The sequence below is a fragment of the Microvirga calopogonii genome (assembly GCF_003347665.1).
GTDB lineage: Bacteria > Pseudomonadota > Alphaproteobacteria > Rhizobiales > Beijerinckiaceae > Microvirga > Microvirga calopogonii.
On the sequence record NZ_QDGA01000008.1, the window covers coordinates 21,116 to 42,702 of the forward strand.

The following is a 21,587-nucleotide window of genomic DNA, read 5'->3' on the forward strand; positions in this document are numbered from 1 at the left end:
TCAGGAATGCCATGATGCACACCTAGGCCGTGCGACTTGCATCAGGCGGACCGCGTCCTAACTCAGGGTGTCCTGTTCCTTGTGTCCGTTAACCGCCAATCAACACCGCGATCTTAAATCCTCTTCATGACCAAAGCGTCCCTCCTGAATGGCCTTCGCCTCATCATCGCCCTCGCGGTGATGCTGAGCGCGTTGCCGTTCCTGCGCGGGGCGCCACCGATGCATGAGGTCGGCTCAGCCCAGATCATGGACAGCCTAGCGCCCGCAGATGCCCCGGATGAGATCGGGCACGGGCACAGCCATGACGACGATGTGGACCCGCCTGACCATCGGCACGGCCACGGCTCCGAGCACAAGGACCACTCCCACGTCACGATGGGGCTCGCGGCTGCGCCGGCATCCTTGAAGGCTCCGGACGGCAAGCTCCTGCGCCAGTGGGAGGAGGGCCGTCCGCCGTCCCATCTCTCGTTCCGGCTCGACCGGCCACCATGTCCGTTATTCGTCGCCTGAACATGCTGGCCGCGTGACCGCGGCCATTCCCGACGAACGAATTATGGACATTTCCTATGCACAGACCTCTTCCCGGAGGCTGGTCGTGGCCGCCTGCCGTGCGCCCGCCGACCGCCTTCTTCCTCGCGCTCGCCGCAGCCCTCCTGATGCTCTCGCTCTCCAGCCTGGAGGCGCTCGCCCATGCCGTCGCCGCAGGCGACAAGGGCTACATCCAGGAGATCACCGGGGTTCACCTGATCCCCTTCGTCTATCTCGGCGCCAAGCACATGGTGACCGGCTACGACCACATCCTGTTCCTGCTCGGGGTGATCTTCTTCCTCTACCGGGCCAAGGACATCGGGCTCTACGTCAGCCTGTTCGCGATCGGCCACTCGGTGACGATGATCTTCGGCGTGCTCTACGGGGTCAGCGTCAGCGCCTACCTGATCGACGCCATCATCGGCTTCTCAGTCGTCTACAAGGCACTCGACAACCTCGGTGCCTTCCAGCGCTGGTTCGGGTTCCAGCCCAACACCAAGCTGGCAACCCTGATCTTCGGCCTGTTCCACGGCTTCGGCCTCGCGGCGAAGATCCAGGAATACGACGTGTCGCCCGACGGGCTGCTGCCGAACCTGCTCGCCTTCAACGTCGGGGTGGAGATCGGCCAGCTTCTCGCCTTGTCCGCGATCCTGATCCTGATGGGCTACTGGCGCCGCACCGACGGCTTCTTCCGCCACGCCTACACCGCCAACGTCGCGATGATGAGCGCCGGCTTCGTGCTGATCGGCATGCAGCTCACGGGCTATTTCGTCGCAACACCTGCCGCCTGATCCTTCTGAACGAAACCCAAGGAACCTATCGATGTACAACACCGACATGCCAACCCGCGCCCAGCTCCCGTCCTCGGCCCAGCTCGTGCGCTCCACCCTCATCGCCGCCGGGGTCGCTGCGGCGCTCCTCGTCACCGTCGTCCTGCCGTCCGAGTACGGCATTGACCCGACGGGTGCCGGACGGGCGCTGGGCCTCACCGAGATGGGCGAGATCAAGACCCAGTTGGCGGAGGAAGCCGAGGCCGACCGGGTCAAGGACCAGGCCGGCCAGACGCCTGCCGCTCCGGTGGCACCGGCCACGCCGGCCCCGGAGCAGCGGTCGAGTTTGCTCGGCTCCATCTTCGCCCAGCTCGTGATCGGTTCGGCACAGGCCCAGACCCCGGCGGCCAAGACGCAGGAGATCTCGGTCACGCTCCAGCCCGGCGAGGGCACTGAGGTGAAGGCCGACATGAAGCAGGGTGCCAAGCTGACCTATTCCTGGAAGGTCGAGGGCGGCACCGTCAACCACGACACCCACGGCGCAGCCCCGGGCGGCAAGGAGGTCTCCTACTCCAAGGGGCGCGGCGTTCCCGGCGATGAGGGCGAGCTCACGGCAGGCTTCGACGGCGGCCACGGCTGGTTCTGGCGCAACCGTGGTTCGGCCCCGGTCACGGTCAAGCTGACGGCGACCGGGGAATTCGGCAGCCTCAAGCAGGCGAAGTAAGCGGGCATCCCTGCGCGTCTCCTCCTGGGACGCGCAGGGAACCTGTCACGGACATCCCATGGAACACTGGCTTGAATACCTCGGACTGGCAGGGACGGCCTTCCTGTCGGCGACGATCTTCCCGTTTCAGTCGGAGGTGGTCCTGCTCGGCATGCTGATGGCCGAGCACTACCAGGTCGGGCTGCTGGTTCTGGCCGCGAGCCTCGGCAACATCCTGGGTTCCTGCGTGAACTGGTACCTGGGCCGCTTCATCGCGCATTTCGAGGGCCGACGCTGGTTCCCGGTCACCAGGGAGCAGGTCGCCAAGGCGGAGAAGTGGTATCACCGCTACGGCCGCTGGACTCTGCTCCTGTCATGGGCACCGATCATCGGCGACCCGCTCACCATCGTGGCGGGTGTCCTGCGCGAGCCTTTCCCGGTATTCCTGGCCCTGGTGGTGGTGGCCAAGACGGCCCGCTACCTGGTGGTCGCGGCACTCACGCTGGGCTGGATGTAGGCATGGAGTTCCTGATCGCGGTCCAGGGCTGGATCCGCCAATCCATCAGCGCGGACCTGAACGCCTTCGCGGCGACCCGCGACTGGGCGGCCCTGTTCCTCATCCTGCCGCTCGGAATCGCGTTCGGCGCCGTTCATGCGCTCACGCCCGGCCATGGCAAGACGGTCCTCGCCTCGTACCTGGTCGGCTCGCGCCTGGCGGTCCTCCGTGGTGTCGGCGTCGCCGGGGCGCTCGCCCTGACGCACGTCGGCTCGGCCGTGATCATCGCGCTCACCGCCGCCCCGCTGATCACGCGCACCCTTGGCGGGGCCGGGCAGTCCCCGGTCCTCGAGGGCCTGAGCCGGGGCCTGCTGGGGCTGGTCGGCCTGTGGTTCCTCGTTCGTGCATTCAAGGGACGGGAGCATGCCCATCATGAAGGGGTCATGGTCGGCGTCGTCGCCGGGCTTGTCCCGTGTCCCCTGACGCTGTTCGCCATGTTCCTCGCCTTGGCCCGCGGCGTTCCGGAGGCCGGGCTGACGTTCGCGCTCTCGATGTTCCTGGGCGTCGGCCTGACCCTCGCGGCGGTCGCCGCGCTGGTCGTGCTGGCCCGCGGTTGGTTCATGCGCAAGGTGGCAGACCATGGGGCTTCCATCGAGCGGCTGTCACAATGGCTGGAAGGATTGACCGGAGTGGCGCTTGTTGCCATCGGCATCAGGGAAATCTGGTTCTGATCGGCGGGCGGCCTCAAGGGCCCTTGGCCCGGAATTGCCGCTCCACCGGAATCTGTCCGGAGGTTCTGATGAGGCGTGCCACGAGAGCCAGCGCGACCACAACGTAGATGCCCCCCATAGGAACCCACATGATGAGCCCTGCAAGCCGCTGGTCGTCGAGCGGTAGGATGCCCCAAGCGGCACCGCGCATGGCCATCAGGGGGTACCAGGGCCGGGGCGACAGGGTCAGGAGGATGCCCAGGCCGCCCGTGTGCAGGAAGGTGAAGAAGAGCAACACCGCCGCGAACCCGGCGGCACCCGGCATCCGGCGGCTCTCGAGGATCGCGTGCCAGAACATCAGGCTGACCGCCAGGAGCGAGGCGTACATCACTAGGTGCATCCCGGTGCTCAGGAGGGCTGCCTCGTAGAGGGCCGGAACATGCCAGAACCAGATGTTGAAGCCATAGAGCAGGAAGCCGACGACCAGATAGGCGTGCGGCTGCGGCCCCGCCGCGGCGGATCCCAAAGCGGCAACCCTTGCATGAAGGCCACGCGGCAGGCCTGCCAGCAGCGTTCGGCCGGGATGGCTCAGGGCAAGGAACAGGGGAGCTCCGACCACCAAGAGGACGTGTTGGACCATGTGGGCCCAGGCCAGGGTCGAGGCCATCCGGCAGAGCGGCGACATCAGGGCGACGACCAGGCAGCCGATCCCGGCCGCGAAGAGGGCGGCCCGGGCAAGGGGCGGCCTGTCCGTCCCTGAGGCGGTGCCCGCCGCCGCCAGTCCGTGGGCATACAGCCCCGTGGCGAGGGCCAGGGGAATGACGATCGCGGGAGCGAAGCTCCACGCGGCCCAGATGCGGTCCGGCCTGGCTTCAGGCAGGCTGGCAAGGCAGAGGGTGAAAAGGTCGATGGGACCGCCGGCCTCCGCGGCGACGGACCCGCTTCCGGACAGCATCGCGAGAAGACAGCCGAGGGCCATGGGAGTGGGGCTGAAAGGTGGAACCCGGCACTTGAACATGCACCCTCCCTCGGCAAGCGGTGCCGTGACAACGTCGGGCCGCAGTCTTTGTTCTCTCCTTTCCGCCTCGCTCCAGGGCGAAAGGCGGCGGCCGGACGCAGCCGTCGACTGCCGCGCACGGAGGGGGAGGCCCATGGCTCGGTCCCGGGTTGAGGGAATCGGGACCGGAAGGTACGCCTGATCGGGCCTGGACGGGCGATTCGGACCATGGGAAGGGATCGTTCGGGGTTTGGCAGCCCTTTCGCGTCCAGTGTTTACTTCCTGTCCTGCCCGGGGGCCGATGACCAAGTTCGTTCCAGATCTCGATGACGAGGCCCTCCGGTGCCTCGTGGAGTCCCTCACGGAAAACGGGCAGGCGGTCTCCCTCTTCGATGCCGAGGACAACCTGCGGTACGCCAACAGGACCTACCAGGGCATGTTCCTCGGCGACTACGACGGCCCGTTCACCTTCACCGGCATCGTCCGGCATGCGGCCCGAAACGGGCTCGGCGTGCGGATCGACGGCAACGACGTGGAGGCCTTCCTCGCCCGGACGCTGCCGCGGCGACGGAGCGTGCCCCGCAAGTCGTTCGAGACCGACCTGGTCGATGGCCGCTGGTTCTGGATCGACCATACGGTGCTTCCGAACGGCTGGGTGCTATCCGTCGGGGCCGACATCACGGCCCTGAAGCGCAACGAGAAGTCCCTGCGGCAGGCGCACGAGGCGGCGCTCGAGGCATCCCGGACCGATCCCCTCACGGGACTGCCGAACAGACGGCACATCCTGGATTTGCTCGATGGGGCGCTGGCGGAGGATGCAGCCACGGGAGCCGGCCTCTCGATCGCCGTGCTCGACATCGACCGTTTCAAGGCGGTCAACGACGCGCATGGGCACGAGGCGGGCGACGCCGTCCTTCGGCATTTCGCCGACGTCTGCCGCGAGAGGGTGCGGGACGGGGACGTGCTGGGCCGGATGGGGGGCGAGGAGTTCCTGTTGGTCCTTCCGGGCGCCGGACCCGGCCAGGCCTCCGCCATCGTCGACCGGATCAGGGACGGCTTCCCCCCGGCCAGGCTCGACGGGGAGGGGACCGGGCTGCCCTGCACCTTCAGTGCTGGGATCGCCGAGTCCTTGGCGGGGGACGACCGGAGTTCGATATTACGGCGGGCCGACCGCGCCCTGTACGCCGCCAAGGGCGAGGGGCGGAACCGCACTATGATCGGGGTCGCGACAGGTTGAGGACTACGCCGGCTCGTCTATGGCTGCGGCACCACTCATGCCCATCCACGGGATGTCACACCTTCTGGAAAGTCTGGCTGGAGGTCGTGATCATCCATGCCAGGACCGCCAAGGCGAAGATCACGTAGACGTCTCCCATCAGGACCCACTTATCAGCCCGGCAAGGAACTGATTGTCGAGCGGCAGGATGCCTCGGGAGGCAGCACCAATGGCGCGATCCGCCCGATCTTGGCTGCCATCCATCGCCTTTTTGACCATCGGTATCTCCATGGCTTGTCCCACTCTCCGCCGGCAGACACGATGAGATAGCCAGCCATAGTGATATCGCCTCTCCGAGGCTCATCCCCAAGCTGGCAAGGGGAGGCAATGCCTCCCCGTTGACCCCACCGCTGTCGGCCCCGCCGACTGAAAGGACAAGCGATGATGTGTGATGCGGACATAGCCGTCCTCGACGAAATCATGGAGGAAGCCACGGACGAAGTGAACGCCACCGTGCTTGCCTTTCTCTGCGGCGAAGTTGGCGAGGCGGAGCGTGATGCGGCCTTGGCTCGCTGGAGGAAGACGCATGCATATTGGATGGGCATCCGCTTGGCGCGAAGGGCTGCGGATGAGTCGGGAACATCTGCATGACAATGCGGGCAGTGCACGTACGGCTCCCTCCTGGCTTGGCGATCGCTCTTGATGCTGCCGCAACCTCCGAGGGGGTCTCACCTACGGGCTGGGTACGCGCTGCCTTGGTCCGCGCACTTCCCGTCGGTAGTGATGGCTGTTCACTGCCTCCATCTCCCCGGCGTCGCCCGGCCGTTGCCCCTCAAGAGGATCTGGCCGTCATCGCCCGCCTGATCGGGGAGGTCGGCCGAGCCACGGGAGCGACGATCCAACTCGCCCGATCCCTCCGGGAATGTGGGAGTATGGAAGCACACGCCGATACCGAGGCGGTCTTGAAGGGATTGCGGTCGGCCCAAGCTGACCTCGTGACTGTTGTATCTGTGCTCCGTGAGACTCCTGCCCTGATGAGCGCACCTGGTCATGAGGGCCGCGCATGATCGCGGGCGCCACCCGAGGTCAAGGGGGGCCTGCGCTCGCCCGTCACCTCCTGTCCCGGAAAGGAGGGCAGGCGGTGGAGCTCATGGAACCCCGGGGCTTGGCCGCCGCCGATCTCGGTGGACAACTCCGTGAACTGGTCGCGGCCGCAGCACACGGGCGGACGGATCGCCCAGTCCATCACGTCCACATCGATCCACCGCCCGGCTGTTCTGATCCGGCGGCTGTGATGAAGCGCTTCCTTCATCTCTACGAACTGGAATTTGGCCTCACCGAAGCGCACCGCTGCGGTGTGCGCCACCGCAAGGAAGGTCGGGATCACTGGCATGTAGTTTGGTCTCTTGTCGGATCTGACGGAAGGGTCATCGATCTCAGACATGACCATGCCAGGCGGGAGAAGGTCAGCCGCCTTGTAGAGTATCAGTGCGGGCTGCCTTGGACCAAAGGCAAGCACAACCGCGCGGTAGCCCAGGCACTCCAGCGCGAAGGACGTGCCGACGTCGCTGCGGCGATGAAAGCTGCCGGCCTTCTGGATGGCAGACGGCCGATCGCAACGTCAACCCCCCGGGAACGTGCGCAGGCTGAGCGCACCCAAGTTCCGCTCGCAGAGGTTCGCAACCGCGTACTTGCCGCGTGGCGTGCCTCAGACGATGGCGCCACATTCGCGACTGCACTCGGGTCTCTTGGCCTACGCCTCGCTTCGGGGACCCGTGGTCCTGTCCTCGTCGACCGTTCCGGAGCGACCCACGGGCTGACGCGCAGCCTGTCTGCGGCTGCCCGCAAGGACGGCGACCGCATCACCGCGGCCGCAGTCCGCGCCCGTCTCTCAGGGTTGCACATCCCTACAATCGCGGAGGTTCGCAATGGTCGATATCAAGCAGAAACCCAGTCCGGCCGAGGCGATCTACCGCGAGGCGAGGACAGCCCGGGAAACCTCGCAGCAGCTTCTGCCGCTCCTCTCGCTCGTGGCAGAGCAGGAGGACGAGAAGAACCCGTTGGACGAAATCCAGAATCTTCTCGGCTCAATCCTGTCCGTATTACAGAACCAGAGCGAGGTTCTCGCACGCCTCGAGGCCGTATCCGCCAGCGTGCTGCCGTCGCAGCCCTCGCAAGCCTCGACGTCCGGGAATTGACTTTCCAGGCTGCCGCACTCGCGGCCGGCAGCCGGAGGTCCAATAATGTACTCGGTTCACTGAGCGGAGGTGCATTGATGGCACACGGACTGAAACCCGCACGCAATCTCGACTACAAAACGCAGCTCCTCTCTGACGTGGCGCCGAAAGGATTCGATGCAGCCGCTTGGCGCGATGATCTCCACCTGATCCGGCCTGCGGGTCCTGGCCAGCGAACCAGCAGGATCCTTTTGAGAGATGGCGGATGGATTGAGATTGACGAGGCGGCAGGCGTTGTTCGGACGTGGGGACCCCAGGGGCGCTCCGATGCCTTGGCGGCCGCCCTCGCGGCCTCTGGGGGCTGGGACACAAAACGTCTGACCCGCACTGCCACGATTGCAAGGAGTTCCCATGAACCCCGCCAGGAACGCTTGTCCGAGGCTCAGGCAGAAGCCCTGGTAAGGTGGTGGCAGGATCGTGGTTACAGTGCAACGGCGGCACCGGACGGATGCTGGATCAGTGCCGGCTCCTCAAGGATCAGGGATACAGGTGATTGCCTGGAGATTCACGGCCCCGTCAGCGACGACGCAATCAAGGCATTGGTCACGAAGGCGCGCGAGGCTTGGGGTGGGGGCGCCGTGCTGACAGGCCCATGGTCGCAGGCTGATCAGGACCGCGTTTGGCTTGAAGCCCAGCGCCAGGGTGTCGTGCTCGAGGGCTGCCACCCGTCCGACGCCGCACAGCAGGCATGGGCGAGGGAGACCGCAACCTCCAAGGCGCAGGCTGAGACCATTGGACTTGTGCGGGCCGGCGCCCGGGAGGCCCAGGACCTCCTGGCGGGGACCCGGGGTGATCCCGCGGCACTCGGCCGCCTGCCTCCGGAGCTCCAAGTCTTCGTCGGGTCATATCTCGATGATGACCAGCGCCTGGAATTGGCCCAATCCGAGGTCGCCGACGTCGTTCCCGAACTCAATCGGTTCAAGGCTCTTGGCCGACGGGAGATGGAACAGATCGAGCGGCGCAGAGCAGAGGATCACAATGGAAAATCCAGCCGCCTTGGCTTCGATCCGCCGCCGAAGGACTTCGGTGCCGATGTCGCCAAGCATGCCGTTGCGCCCTTGGATGTGCCCTGATGCGTGACCCCGAGGCCCAACTGCTGCGCAGGTATGTGCTCGAACGAGCCGCAGGGCAGATCCCTGCCGCTGAGTTCGTCCGGCTCGAGGAGGTAGCGCCGGGCCTAGGCGGTTGGATCAAGTGTGATGAGAGGACCGCAAAGGAGTCGGAGCATTGGCGCCGTCTCCGGAAACCAGGGGCGTTGTGGTGTCCGGTTCTTGGAAACCACCTCGGCATCGCACAGGATGTGGCGTTGCAGGCGTATTTCCTGACCGTTCCCGAGGACGGATGGCCGCGTCTCGCCAGCGAGGTACGGCGACGTCCGTCGCAATGCCTTCGCCGCTGGCGGGATGCCGGGCGCCGAATCCTTAGAGCATCGGCTGCCCAAACGTCAGGGGCGCTGCCGCCTCCCGGGAGATTGGCAGGCTGGCCAGCGCGACGCGGCACTGGTCCCCGCAGCCTGCTCTCACATCGCTTTCCTACCTGACCACTTTCCGGTTCGCATGGTAGGCGATGGGTTGCTCATGTACAGGAATGATGGAATGGAAACCATCATGCAGGTTCCTGGCCATCTTCACGATGGTTTGGGTTAGCCGAATGATGTCCTCCTTCTTTTCTCCCTTAAGAAGCTGCCCGACGGTGACAGAGGTGTCCCCACTGTCATCGATGTATTTCTGGTCCACGGTCGCTCCCTTGTGCGTATAGACGTGCCGACGATGGAACATGATCTTGGCATGTTCAGCATCGGAGGGGCTGACTCTCTTCAAGATATCGATATCGAAATCGCGCTTCAGATCTTCAGGGATCTTGTCAATCTGCTGGAAGTTGGCTCGCCCCCATTTTTCCTTGCGGGCAGGAGCCATTGGTACTTGCGCAACAAGCTGCCGCGCATAGTTCCGACCTACAGAATCGAACACATCTACTGCATCCTTGAGCGCCGTGGTTGCCTTGCCACCCCCAAGAAGCTCTGTCCGGATTGCCTCGATATCCTGTTCCAGCATCTGGGTATCGTTCCGAGTTCCACAGGTGGAACAGTACCCAAACCTTCCCAGAATGTCATTCTGCGTTCCACACGCGTCGCAACTGAAACGAGTCTGGCGTGTCACCTCGACGAAGAACTCGGGAGGCGCAGATTTGCCCTCATCCCGGGAGCCGTGCGTCTTTTCGATCAAATCTGCAACCTTGATGGAGAACTCTCCATCTTGGTCCAGGCTCTGCACGTGGTGATAAAATGCGCAGCAGGATTCGACAAAGGCTACTTGGGCGTCGCTCAAGCACAGATGAGGCTCTATGTGGACCCCACAGTAGGGACAGACTGCATTTGTGATTAGGCCTGGCGCGGCAGTCCTCCAATACCCGGCGCATTTGGGGCACTTGCGGCCCCACATTGCCCGCTGGTCCGACGCAATGAGGATTGGAACGCAAGTGTGATGAGGACGCTGGGGGGCTGGCTCAGACCCAAATGCTCCCGCAGGGATCCCTTGAGGAAGACACCAGATCCCGTAGATCGCCCAAGGAAATGGCGATGAGCAGGAGGCGCCGAAGGAATACACCCGCTGTCCTTGGGCGTCGATCGAGGTCTTGATCGAGACAGTGAAGTCCGTAGTTGGAATGCTCTGGAAGTCCTCGTCCAATTTGTTCCCCTACCCAGCCCAGCAGATTTCGTTGCGGGTCACCTTATAAAAGGTAGGAGGGTTCTATCCAAGGACGGCGCCATCCCTCGCCAGCGGGATAGAAGGCAATGACGGGCAGTACCAGGGTGGCTCACCCGAGGCAGTCTAATTCCCTGAGTCGCGAGTGCCTGAAGGGGCCTCCAAACGTTGACAGTTAAGCCACGCTTGCCTACACAGGTGTCGACACAGGCCTCTGGAAAGAAGTTAGCTTTTCCAACAACTTAAGCGTGGAATCTTCTCTCCGTCCCCTAGGGAGCGCCAAAGGTTCGAAGCTGCAGCTCACCTTGTCTCGGAGGTTCGAGCACTTTCCGTGAGTATCTTTCGATTTGGCTGCTCGTTATGGAGCGTTCCGCGCCTTCTTGGGCGAGGAGCCGCACCAATGACATCGAGCTACGCTTCCGAAGGGTGACGGGCGGCTTCTCGTCCCGCACCCATTGCGATGTCCTTGTCCGCTGGATGACGTCAGAGATCCTCCGACACCCATGTCCTATCGGGTGCCTACGCGGATGGAGCTTGCATTATCATCTGTATCATCTGTCCGGAGTGGTGGGCGCTCGTCTTCCGAACGGTGACGCGAAAAGCAAGAGGCGCATTTCAAGGCTGTCCCAGATTTCTCATCTCGATGCTGGAGAGGACCGGGACACGGCCTCAGATGAATGACGCGTCTCTTGGCACAAAGCTCGAGTTCTGGGTCATCAGGTTTCCCGGCACGCCTTTGATCATGGCCTCGCCATTGATGACGATGCGGTCTGCGAATGCAGGACCCCTGTCCCGGAGCTTGTGAGGTTCGAAGGAGGCTGAGTGTCGATCTCTTGTGGTGTTCACCCATGGTCTTTCGACACAAGCAAGTTGGGCGTCCCATAGAATGGAACGTTCGCGCCACGCCTCCCGGGAGTCGGACGCGATCTGGCCGTAGTACTTTGCACGTTTGCACGGATCGAGATCTTCACCACCAGAGGTAGAGATATCTGACTTACAGTTGCAATTGGGCGATTCCGCTCAGCAAATGAAGAAAAGGTTAATATTTATCCGCTTGCATCGCTGCAATTCTAACATGCGCTTACGCAAGATAATATCGAGACAGGCTGCCTGAATTCCTTAGATAGATAGTATTATCTGAGTTATTGTCAGTATATCTTTTTCATTCCGTTAGATGGTTAACGGGATGGTCTCATATTATTGAGAATGCGACCCTGTTCACGTCGTGATGTCCGCTGCGGATGTTCTGCTTACCTCGCGGAATATATGGGTTTTACTGCAAGAAGACCCGAGGCTTTAGCTTCAGAAAATAATCCCGGCTCAGTAATTCCCTACAGGCACCTCCCCAATTGGAGAGCTGTCAGCCGGTTTGGTTTGTCCTTAGATGTCTTTAACATTGTAACATTCGCCTGAATTCCGTTGGGGCTTGGGCGTCTGTAAGAGGACAGAAGGGGACGTCACCATGAATAAGCCCGTTTTCGACAAGGTCACCGGCAAGCCTGTCAAGGTCAGCAATGCGATCGACGAGACGTTCCCGGGCAATGCGGGGCGGACAGAGGCTGCGAAGCCGGCTCTCGATTTTATGACTGATGAGCTGGACGGGCGGCGCTCCATCGTCGTGGACGCTGCTCCAGTGACGACTTCTTCATCGTGGGGGCATGCGACTTCGTCCATCGGTGAGGCAAGTTCCTCCGCTCCGGCGCCGGTGCCCGGCGCATCATCGGCGATTGATGACGGCAATGGCGACTTCCTTGCGGTATCCGATGCGACCTTTGACTTTGCCTCGTCGCAGTCGGATGGGGCTCTCTTCCCGCAGCAAGATAAAGCTGCTGGCACGCTGATTTCGTCGGGCGATGAAGAGAAGGTCGTGGTCGGCGAGGCATCCGACGCGGCCTCGACTGCCTCTTTTGAGGCGTATCCGGCGCAGGTCGGTCTGCTTGCTATTGAGGAGCCAGAGACCGATCCGCCGACCGATCTTCGCTTTACCGGTAGCACGACGATATCCGAAAGCATTGGCTTGGGAACTCGGCTAGGGCGGTTGCTGGCCAACGACGTCAGCTCGTATTCGTTCTCGGGCGGCAATGCTGGTATCGGGGTCAAATCGTTCAGCGCCGGAACATGGGATCTCTACGTTAAAGATCCGTCTCTGCTGAATTACGAGAATCTCGGCCCTGACAAGACCTTCAGTGTTACCGTCAGGGCGACAGACAAATGGGGGAACCCTTCTGAACCATTGATCGTCACGTTCACAATTACGGACGCTCCAGAGCCGCCGACCGACCTTTCACTGTCGATATCCGAGATTGACGAAAATTCACCGCTGGGAACTTTTGCCGGGAATCTGTCCGGAACCTCGAACGAGGGAGGTCCTCTGGAATGGATGCTCATTGACCCTGCAGGGCAGGCCACGTTTCGTATCGTCAACAATGGCACCAATAACGCGTATCTCGAGGTGATCAATCCCGCGGCTCTCGATTATGAGAACTACGCGGACCATAACTTCTCGTTCCAAATGAGGGCGAAGAGCGTCGATGGTGCGACCGTCGCCTTCAAGACGTTCACCTTGAGGCTCAATGATAAGAATGATGCCCCGCGGAATCTCCAAGTCAGGGGCAATAGCTTCCTTGGGTCGATCGACGAAACCAATCAGGCCGGTACAGTACTGGCGTCGATCTCGGTGGTCGACGAGCTTGCCGACAAGCCCAATCTCCAGTTCACCATGTCGGGGTTGGGAGCTCAGTATTTCGATTTCTCCTCTACGAACGGTTACATCACTGGCTTGAAGTTGAAGCAGGGAGCTCACATCGATCTTGCTGAACATCCCAACGGTATCCCCGTGACGGTGACCGTGTACGATCCCTCAACGAACACGACACTTCAGCAGTCGGTCACCTTTGGTATCTGGAATATCAACGAGAAGCCTGAGATCCATGTGGCGCCAGGCACGGAACGCACGATTTCGTCATCTAACGATGCCATCGCGATGCCTTTTACCGGCGTCACGCTGTTCGACCCCGACGATCTGGATGCTCCTCAACTTCCGCAGGTGCTGACGCTTACGATCGCGTTCAATAAGAACTACGGGGACTTGACTAACGCAGATGCGGCGGTCGATGTCATTACGGGCGACACATGGAAGTACTATAAATTCCAGGGCACGGCAGAAGCCCTCCAGTATGTTCTGCAGCACCTCGGGTACAATCCGGCTGACGGACAGGCCACGAGCACACACTTTGATATCCTTCTCAGCGACGGCTTTGAGACTGTCGCGAACCAACAAATCCACGTCGACGCTGCCCTCAATCATGCGCCGACGCTCACCATCGATTCCGGCGAAGAGTTGGTCTATATGTCGGACGACGGACCAGCGATGCGGGCGTTCGAACTAATCTGGGTCGGAGATGCGGACGGCGACGACCTTACGCTGACGATCTCGTTCCTGAAGGCCAACGGCGCTCTCGGCATTCCGAATGGCGTAGCCTTTGATCTGGCCGATGGTGGGACGACACGGACCTACACCTTCCACGGCAGCGCTACATTCCTTGAAGATCTGTTGTCTCAGCTGACCTGGAACCAGACGGATGGCGTGTTGAGCAACACCCGGTTCACACTGACTCTCTCTGACGGAAACACCACCGTTACGAACAACATGCGCGAGGTGGTGATCAATGCGGCGCCGACCATCGACTTCGCCGATGGCACCAGGAGCACCGCAGCGGTTGACAATGGCAATCCGGTCAAGCCGTTCCGGGGAATCGATCTCAACGATCGCGAGAACGATTGGCTAACGGTCACGATCTCCTTCACGGAAGATCACGGTGTCTTGGCGGGGGCGACAGGCGCGACCACCTTTTCCGACCCCATGACGGGACTTAAGTACTATGTTTTCCACGGCAGGGCGAATGACCTCGACGCAATCTTGCGGAATGTGACGTTCGACCCGCGCAACGGCTTTGCCAATACCACGCCGTTCCATATCTCGGTCGAGGACGCAACGCATACGCCGATTCTTGACGAGGTGCAGGTCATCACGTCGACGGCTTCCGGCAACACCAATGCAGCGCCGACGATTACCGTGGCGGGCTCGGGTGTTACTCCCGCGACGGATACGGGTGCCCCCGTCTCGCCATTCGCGGGCGTTACTCTGTTCGATGCGGTAAACGATGCTCTGACCGTAACTGTCTCTTTTGATCCGCTCCATGGCTTTCTGTTGAACTCGCCCGTGAACGGCATTTCCGATGGTCATATACTAACTTACACTTTCAGAGGCACGTACGCCGACGTTCAGAACATCCTGCAGGGCCTAAAGTTTGATCCTCTAGATGGGCAAGCGAACGAGACGGTCTTCAAGATCACGGTGAAGGACAACTCGCATCAGGCGATCACCAACAGCCAGATCAAGGTCGTCACCGAGATTGCCGGCGGCGCCGGATCCAACCACGCACCGGATCTGTACGTGGTCGAGGGCCTGAAAACGGTTCCTGCGACCGATACCGGCACTCCGGTGAACCCCTTCGTGGGCGTTAGGCTGACGGACCAGGACGGCGACACCCTGACCGTCACGCTCGCCTTCACCAATTCGCATGGAGCCTTGGGCAACCTTGATACAACGTCGCCGCTTTACTCCGGAACGACGCTCAACGGCGATCTGCGGACGTATTTCTTCCAAGGCACGGCGAGTGAGCTTCAAAGCCTCCTACAGGGACTGTCCTTCAATCCGACCGATGGCGTCGCCAACACGACACAATTCTCGATTACCGCGAAGGATGCTCTGCATCAGGCGGTCGAGAATCATGATATCCGTGTCGAGACTTCGGTAAGCGGTGGCGCGGGCACGAATCTCGCGCCGACGATCCGCATCGTGGGTGAGGCGACAACCTACGCTCAGGATAACGGTGCAGCCGTCTATCCGTTCATGGCTGTTCGCCTGAACGATACGGAGAACGACTGGCTGACGGTGACGGTGACGTTCCAGGACACCCGTGGGGTTCTCGGCAATGCCGAGTTCGGCACTAGTGTGCTGGATCCCATCAGCGGCTTCCGCACTTATACGTTCACCGGCCGCGCCGGCTTCGTCGAAGGCCTCCTGCACAACCTGACCTTCAACCCGACCGACAATTCGGCCTCGAACGGGAATATCACGACCGGCTTCACCATCACGGTGAAGGACGAACAGCACCAGGCCGTCGGCAACAACGCGATCCAAGTTGTGACCCAGCACGGCTCGGGCACGAACATGGCACCGTGGATTTCCGTTGCCGGCACCGGCGTGACGAACGCGACCGATACAGGGGCGCCTGTAAAGCCGTTTGCGAATGCCTCCACGACCGTTGACCTGTTCGACTACGAGGACAATTGGCTGACTCTCACAGTGTCCTTCCGCCGGGCCGACGGCGAGCTGCGGAACACCAGCGCCGCCAACGGGATCTCCGATCTCGGCGAAATCCGCACCTACATCTTCTCCGGTCGGGCAGAGGATCTCGAAACCATCCTGAACAACCTGACCTTCGACCCCACGGATGGGGTCGCCAACACCACCACCTTCACCCTCGGCTTGCAGGACGGCTATCACGAGCCCGTGACCAATAGGCAGGTCCAGGTGGTGACTTCTCTGGGCACCTCGACAACCAACACGCCGCCGCGCATCACGGTAGATCCGCTCAAGACGACTTGGAATATCGCCGATATCCAGACCACGAAGCCGTTCGATGGCATCGATCTCGTCGATGACCAGAACGACGACCTGACCGTGACGGCGTCCTTCCTCGATGCGCGCGGCGCCTTGAGCATGGCTGCTATCACGGGCGTGACCATCACTGATAACGGTGCGAGCAATCCCGGCGGGATCCGCAGCTTCACCCTCGGAGGCAAGGCCGATAACATCGAACAGGTGCTGAAGCTCGCGATCTTCGATCCGGCGGACGGAACCACCAACTCAACGAGGTTCACCATCTCGGTGAAGGACGCCACTCACCAGGCCGTCAGCAACCAGGATATCGTCGTCAATTCCACGGTGGCCAGTGCGCCGAGCGCTCCGACCTGGGACAATGGTCAACTGGAGGCCAGCATCCCGGAGAACTCCACGGGCGTGCTGCCGTTCCATCTCACGGCGACGGACCCGAACGGCGATCCGATCCATTATGTCGCCGTCGCAATGCCGGGCGACGACAACGCCTACTTCGTCATTGCCCCGGATGGCCAGATCAGCGTGGCCTCCACCCAGACTCTCGATTTCGAGAACAAGTCGACCTACACCATCTACGTGCGGGCGGTCGATACTAACGGCAATGAAGGCATCGTCCAGCAGCTTAAGATCAACCTTCTCGACAAGAACGAGGCCCTGACGAACGCGACCTTCAACGTCGTCTCCTCGATTGCCGAGAACGCGCCACCGATCACCACCGTCGTCGCCACGGTTGCGAGCGTTGACGATCCGGATCTGCCAGGCCCGAACGAGAACTTCGTGTTCTCGCTTGTTCAGTCCAACGGCCAGCCTTACACAGGTCCGTTCCAGATCAATGCTGCGACCGGTCAGATCACGGTGTCCGGCACGCTTCCGGACGTGAGCACCCCGACCCCAATGACTCTCTGGGTGAAGATCGCCGACCACGGCGGAGTCAGCGACGCATCCGGTGCGTCCTTCAACATCATCCGGCCGATCACCTTCACGATAAATCCAGTGGACGTGATCGGCACCAAGCCGACCGATCCCACTATCGTGAACAATTTCGTCGGGCCGCTCACCGATGACGCGTGGGATGAAATGGGAGTCGCGCGCGTCCATTCCGATGCTCCCTCCGGACATGCGGTCACCTACGAGCTCGAGAATACCTACGGGAATTTGTTCACCGTCGATAGCGACGGAAGCGTATTCTTCTCCGGAACCGTCAACTACGAGACGGCTGCCGGCGTGACGGTTGTGAATGCAGGTCAGGCCACCGAGCAGAAATACTTCCTGCTCCGGATCCGAGCCAAGGATACGGTAACCGGTGAGTATTCCCAAAATTATACCGACATGAAGGTTTACATCAACGATGTGAACGAAGTTCCTGAGGCGAGCTACACCCCGGTCAGTGGCGTCGTTGTAGGGGCCGGGGATGGAACGCGTGTCGCCAGCATCGCGATCAGCGATCCGGACACCCGTCCGACCTTCCGCGACTTCCACTACCAGCTCGTGACCGATGCGACGGGCAATACCGCCTACACCGGCACCGACTTCGGCGTCGACGTCAACGGCAACATCGTCGTGAATGGTGCTCTGACGGCTGGAACCAAAACTCTCTTCGTGAAGATCACGGATGGTATCGGGACTGGTGCCAACACCATCATTCAGTCCGTGACCATTCAGATCGGCAATGCTGCGCCCAACACGCCGCCTGAAGCCCCGGAGGTGAATACTGTCGTCGGGATTATGACACTAACCGACGATATGGCATATAGTTCACAAGTGATCGCCCAGGTTCATTCAAATGATGATGGTCAGGGTGGATCGATTACTTATGAGCTTGAGAATCGGTTCGGACTTAAGTTCACCGTTCTGAACAGCGGTCGAATCATCTACACGGGCAATACAGACTACGATGCGACGACCAACGGCCTCACAGTTGTGAACGCAGGCCAAGCCAACGAGGAGAAGTACTTCCTGCTCAGAGTGCGGGCAAAGGAGACAGTCACCGGCAATACGTCCGATTGGACTGAGGTCAAGGTTTACGTTCAGGACGTAAACGAGGCGCCGCAGGCGAGCTACACGCCGGTTGACGGGATCGTCGTGGGAACTCAAACGGGAATCGCCGTCGCGAACATCACGATCAGCGATCCGGACACTCGTCCGACCTTCCGCGACTTCCACTACAGGCTCGTCACGTCGCAGACGGATAGCAGCACCTACGCGGGCACCGATTTCCGCGTCGATGCGAGCGGCAACATTGTCGTGAACGGTGCGCTGACCGCCGGAAACAAGACGCTCTACGTCGAGATTTCCGATGGCGTCGGTGCAGCCGCCAATACGTTCATCCAGGCTGTGACGGTCAATGTCGGGGATGGCAACATCGCGCCGGTGATCGTTGTCGACGCCGGCGGTACGACGGAATGGGGACCCATCGGCGATACCTCGACGGTTCAGCCGTTCCATGATGTGTCCTTCCAGGATGACGACTTTGAACCGGGCGACGTCGTTACGGTGTTCATCAGCCTCGACGGCGCCAATGGCATCTTCACCAGTGCCTTGGACTTGGGCGTGCAGGGGGTCGATTATGTCTATGACCCATTGAGCGATCCATACACGTTCATGGTCAGGGGATCGCTCAGTTGGGTGAACCAGATCGTCAAGCAGCTGACCTTCAATCCGACGGATCAGTATGTGGGATCGCAGAACAGGATAACGCAGTTCGCCATCAGCATGACTGACGGTGACGGTGTCTCGGCTAATCCGCTGACGGTCACCGTCGAAGATACGCCTGCCAACGTTGCGCCGACGCTGACGATTGACAACGATGCCGAGCACTTCGCTGTTTTGGATAATGGCCAAGGCAGCGCCGGTGTGGTGAAACCCTTCATCGGTCTTGATCTCGACGACAGTGAGAACAACACCATTTTCCTGAAGGTGACGTTCGACGGCGACAACGGAACCCTTGGAATCCCGTCGACCTCGGGCACTGGAGTGACCGTCGGGCACACCAATCCCAATTCGCAGGGTTTCGTGACCTACACCTTCAGCGGCAAGGCAGCTGACCTCGAAGCCTTCCTGGACGCCGTCACCTTCGATGCGTCCAACAACTCCGCCGCCGGCGGGCTGGTCACGACGACATTCACCTTCGCCTTGACGGATGGCCTGCATCCGCTTGCCAATGCGCCGGAATCGGTGACGGTCGTGACGGAGTCGAGCGCCAACGGACGCCCGACCATCACCTTCGCCGAAGGCACGAGGGAGACGAATGCCACGGATAATGGTCTGTCGGTTTATCCTTTCCGCGGCATCGATGTCGGAGATCCGGAGAGCAACCAGCTTACCGTCAAGATCTCGTTCCTGGTGGGCCGAGGAGGCCTCATCGACCAGGATGGCAACACTCTTCTCGGCAACGAGACGGAGATGCCTGGGCGGGTGACCTACACGTTCTTCGGCACTCCCGATGCTCTTGATGTCCTCTTGCGTGGCCTTCGGTTCAACCCCACGAACGATCAACCCGGTGACACGCAGATCACGGTCTCCGTCAGCGATGCGTGGCACCTACCGACCTCGGAAAGCGTCACGGTTCACACGTCCCACGGGGACGACAGTGGGAATCACGCGCCCACCATCGATATCGTACTTGGGACGGAGACAACCCAGGCGACGAGCGACGGTCCGGCGGTATATCCCTTCCGGGGGGTCGATATCGCGGACGCGGAAAATGATGTTCTGACGCTCACGATCTCTGTCGCTCTGGGCACTGGCAGCCTCACAGGTGCAGGCCTTCCCGCGCCGTCGATAGGAGGAAACGGTTTCTCAACCTACATCCTCACCGGTACGGCTGACGCACTGAACGCGATCCTGCACGGCATCTCGTTCAATCCGGCGGATGGTCAGACGAGCACGGATCCGATCACGACCAGCTTCTCGATCTCGGTACAGGATGCAAATCACGCCCCTGTGACGGATTCGGTGGATGTTGTGACCTCCCAGGGTGGTCAGGGCACCACGAACCTTCCACCCGTCATCGATATTGCGGCCGGCACGGAGACGACCGATGCAACCGACAATGGATCGGCAGTCTATCTTTTCCGTGGCGTCGATATCATCGAGCAGGATAACGACTCGATTGTCCTGACCATCAAGTTCAACGAGGCGGACGGTCAGCTGTCCGGCTTCGGCTCGCGACAGGTCATCACGTCGCTCGTGAACGGCATCCGGACTTACATCGTCACCGGTACCCAAGATGAACTAGACGCGTTCCTGCACGACCTCGCGTTCAATCCAGCCAACGATCTGGCGCTGAACGCATCAAGTGGCGTAGACACGATCTTCGACATTTCGGTCCAGGACGCGTTCCATCCGCCGTACCCGGCGCAGGTGACGGTGCATACGAGGCACGGCACGGATGCGGCCAACGCGCAACCGACCGTGGCGTTCTTCCCCGGAACGCAGGTCACGCCGGCGACCGATGACGGCCCGGCCGTGGCTCCCTTCCGCGGTATCGATCTGACGGATACCGACAACGATCTCCTGGTCGTCAAGGTTTCCTTCGATTCCGACTTGGGAACCCTGACCGGTTGGGAAGTCGATCCGGACGTGGTGCTGACCTATGCGGGCAGCATCGCCACGTTCACCTTCACCGGGAGGGCGGACGAGATTGAGAGCATCCTGCAGGCTCTCCGCTACGATCCTGATCAGGATACTCCTGCTCACCACACGGTGGGTCAGCATGTCATCACGATCTCGGTCCAGGACGCGACCCACCCGTCGGTCACCACCACGGCCACGGTGAACGTGACCGATGGAGGCTCGGCGGGCGACGTGAACAACAATCCGTCCGCTCCGGCTTGGTCGGGCCCTGCACCATCCATCCTCGAGACGGCTTCGGCTGGATCCCCGGTCGGCACCCTGAACGCTTCGGACCAGGATACGGGCGACACGGTCACGATCGGGTTCTGGTACAACAACGCCTTGCATCAGGTCAGCCAGGACAATCGGTTCCTGATCGACAATGGCGTGGTGAAGGTGCTCAACGCGGCTGTCGATCAGAACAGCGACTTGTACTATGTCGTGCGGTCGGTCGATACCCACGGCGGCTTCGCCCAGAGCACCATTTCCATCCACGTGGATGATGTGGACGGCAACCAGGCACCTATCGTGGACGGCGTCAGCAACGGCAGCGGGGCGCCGGCTCTGACGATCGGCTTCCTGGAAACGCTTCAGGCCACCCAGCTCGGTGGCGCAGATCGTCGCGCACGACGACGGCAGACCGGCCGATCTGCGGTACTACTGGGACTATACGGGTACCCTGTTCACCCTCGACCAGAGCACCGGCCAGATCACGCTGACGGGAGCACTCGACTTCGAGACCCAGACCACGCTCAGCTGGACCTTCAACGTCTGGGCGAAGGACCAGCAGGGCAACAGCAGCGGCCTCGAGTCGGTTCACAAGGCCATCACGATCAATCTGGAGGACGTCAACGAGGCGCCGACAGCGGTGACATTCGGGACGTTTGCGACGCTCCGGGTCGGAGATCAGGATGACACTGGTCTT

The 21,587-nt window shown here is 61.5% G+C and carries 11 protein-coding genes and 1 pseudogene; 10 read left to right on the top strand and 2 right to left on the bottom strand.

Features of this window, described 5'->3' with window-relative positions; genetic code table 11:
* The first annotated feature begins 126 nt into the window (after nucleotides 1-126).
* From DDF70_RS09470 to DDF70_RS09490, 5 genes are read left to right on the top strand one after another with little or no spacing between them, the layout of a single operon-like run.
* Nucleotides 127-510: a hypothetical protein gene (locus tag DDF70_RS09470; RefSeq protein ID WP_114944628.1), complete on the top strand. Its 384-nt coding sequence runs from the start codon at nucleotides 127-129 to the stop codon at nucleotides 508-510.
* A gap of 56 nt (nucleotides 511-566) precedes the next feature.
* Nucleotides 567-1,319, top strand: coding sequence for a HupE/UreJ family protein (locus DDF70_RS09475; protein ID WP_245435429.1), 753 nt, complete (start codon nucleotides 567-569; stop codon nucleotides 1,317-1,319).
* Nucleotides 1,320-1,350: 31 nt separating this feature from the next.
* A complete protein-coding gene (locus tag DDF70_RS09480; RefSeq protein ID WP_114944629.1) occupies nucleotides 1,351-2,022 on the top strand; it encodes a transmembrane anchor protein in 672 nt (223 codons plus the stop codon).
* 58 nt (nucleotides 2,023-2,080) lie between these two features.
* The gene (locus DDF70_RS09485) at nucleotides 2,081-2,518 is read left to right on the top strand and encodes a YqaA family protein (protein ID WP_114944630.1); all 438 of its coding nucleotides are present in this window, start codon (nucleotides 2,081-2,083) and stop codon (nucleotides 2,516-2,518) included.
* Nucleotides 2,519-2,520: 2 nt separating this feature from the next.
* Nucleotides 2,521-3,228 carry an ABC transporter permease gene (locus tag DDF70_RS09490; protein WP_245435430.1) on the top strand — a complete coding sequence of 236 codons (708 nt, stop codon included), beginning with the start codon at nucleotides 2,521-2,523 and terminating at the stop codon, nucleotides 3,226-3,228.
* Nucleotides 3,229-3,241: 13 nt separating this feature from the next.
* On the opposite strand, the gene DDF70_RS09495 is transcribed toward DDF70_RS09490, so the two are convergent.
* Nucleotides 3,242-4,225: a cytochrome c oxidase assembly protein gene (locus tag DDF70_RS09495; RefSeq protein WP_162820313.1), complete on the bottom strand. Its 984-nt coding sequence runs from the start codon at nucleotides 4,223-4,225 to the stop codon at nucleotides 3,242-3,244.
* 280 nt (nucleotides 4,226-4,505) lie between these two features.
* On the opposite strand from DDF70_RS09495, the gene DDF70_RS09500 reads away from it, so the two are divergent.
* From DDF70_RS09500 to DDF70_RS09525, 4 genes and pseudogenes are all read left to right on the top strand, one after another.
* On the top strand, nucleotides 4,506-5,441 hold the full coding sequence (locus DDF70_RS09500) for a GGDEF domain-containing protein (RefSeq protein ID WP_114944632.1): 936 nt from the start codon (nucleotides 4,506-4,508) through the stop codon (nucleotides 5,439-5,441).
* A 1,129-nt stretch (nucleotides 5,442-6,570) separates the two neighbouring features.
* Nucleotides 6,571-6,858, top strand: a pseudogene (locus tag DDF70_RS39180) (relaxase/mobilization nuclease domain-containing protein); the annotation flags it as partial.
* 490 nt (nucleotides 6,859-7,348) lie between these two features.
* A complete protein-coding gene (locus DDF70_RS09520) occupies nucleotides 7,349-7,618 on the top strand; it encodes a hypothetical protein (protein ID WP_114944636.1) in 270 nt (89 codons plus the stop codon).
* A 77-nt stretch (nucleotides 7,619-7,695) separates the two neighbouring features.
* Nucleotides 7,696-8,730, top strand: coding sequence for an LPD7 domain-containing protein (locus tag DDF70_RS09525; RefSeq protein WP_114944637.1), 1,035 nt, complete (start codon nucleotides 7,696-7,698; stop codon nucleotides 8,728-8,730).
* A gap of 459 nt (nucleotides 8,731-9,189) precedes the next feature.
* Here the strand turns inward: DDF70_RS09525 and DDF70_RS09535 are convergent, their stop codons facing one another.
* Nucleotides 9,190-9,984, bottom strand: coding sequence for a hypothetical protein (locus DDF70_RS09535; RefSeq protein WP_162820315.1), 795 nt, complete (start codon nucleotides 9,982-9,984; stop codon nucleotides 9,190-9,192).
* A gap of 1,840 nt (nucleotides 9,985-11,824) precedes the next feature.
* Here DDF70_RS09535 and DDF70_RS09540 point away from each other — a divergent pair.
* The gene (locus DDF70_RS09540; protein WP_114944640.1) at nucleotides 11,825-21,577 is read left to right on the top strand and encodes a cadherin repeat domain-containing protein; all 9,753 of its coding nucleotides are present in this window, start codon (nucleotides 11,825-11,827) and stop codon (nucleotides 21,575-21,577) included.
* Nucleotides 21,578-21,587 lie beyond the last annotated feature (10 nt).

Coding starts and splice junctions, on each gene's coding strand:
- DDF70_RS09470 (WP_114944628.1), top strand. CDS start 127: ATGACCAAAGCGTCCCTCCTGAATGGCCTTCGCCTCATCATCGCCCTC.
- DDF70_RS09475 (WP_245435429.1), top strand. CDS start 567: ATGCACAGACCTCTTCCCGGAGGCTGGTCGTGGCCGCCTGCCGTGCGC.
- DDF70_RS09480 (WP_114944629.1), top strand. CDS start 1,351: ATGTACAACACCGACATGCCAACCCGCGCCCAGCTCCCGTCCTCGGCC.
- DDF70_RS09485 (WP_114944630.1), top strand. CDS start 2,081: ATGGAACACTGGCTTGAATACCTCGGACTGGCAGGGACGGCCTTCCTG.
- DDF70_RS09490 (WP_245435430.1), top strand. CDS start 2,521: ATGGAGTTCCTGATCGCGGTCCAGGGCTGGATCCGCCAATCCATCAGC.
- DDF70_RS09495 (WP_162820313.1), bottom strand. CDS start 4,225: ATGTTCAAGTGCCGGGTTCCACCTTTCAGCCCCACTCCCATGGCCCTC.
- DDF70_RS09500 (WP_114944632.1), top strand. CDS start 4,506: ATGACCAAGTTCGTTCCAGATCTCGATGACGAGGCCCTCCGGTGCCTC.
- DDF70_RS09520 (WP_114944636.1), top strand. CDS start 7,349: ATGGTCGATATCAAGCAGAAACCCAGTCCGGCCGAGGCGATCTACCGC.
- DDF70_RS09525 (WP_114944637.1), top strand. CDS start 7,696: ATGGCACACGGACTGAAACCCGCACGCAATCTCGACTACAAAACGCAG.
- DDF70_RS09540 (WP_114944640.1), top strand. CDS start 11,825: ATGAATAAGCCCGTTTTCGACAAGGTCACCGGCAAGCCTGTCAAGGTC.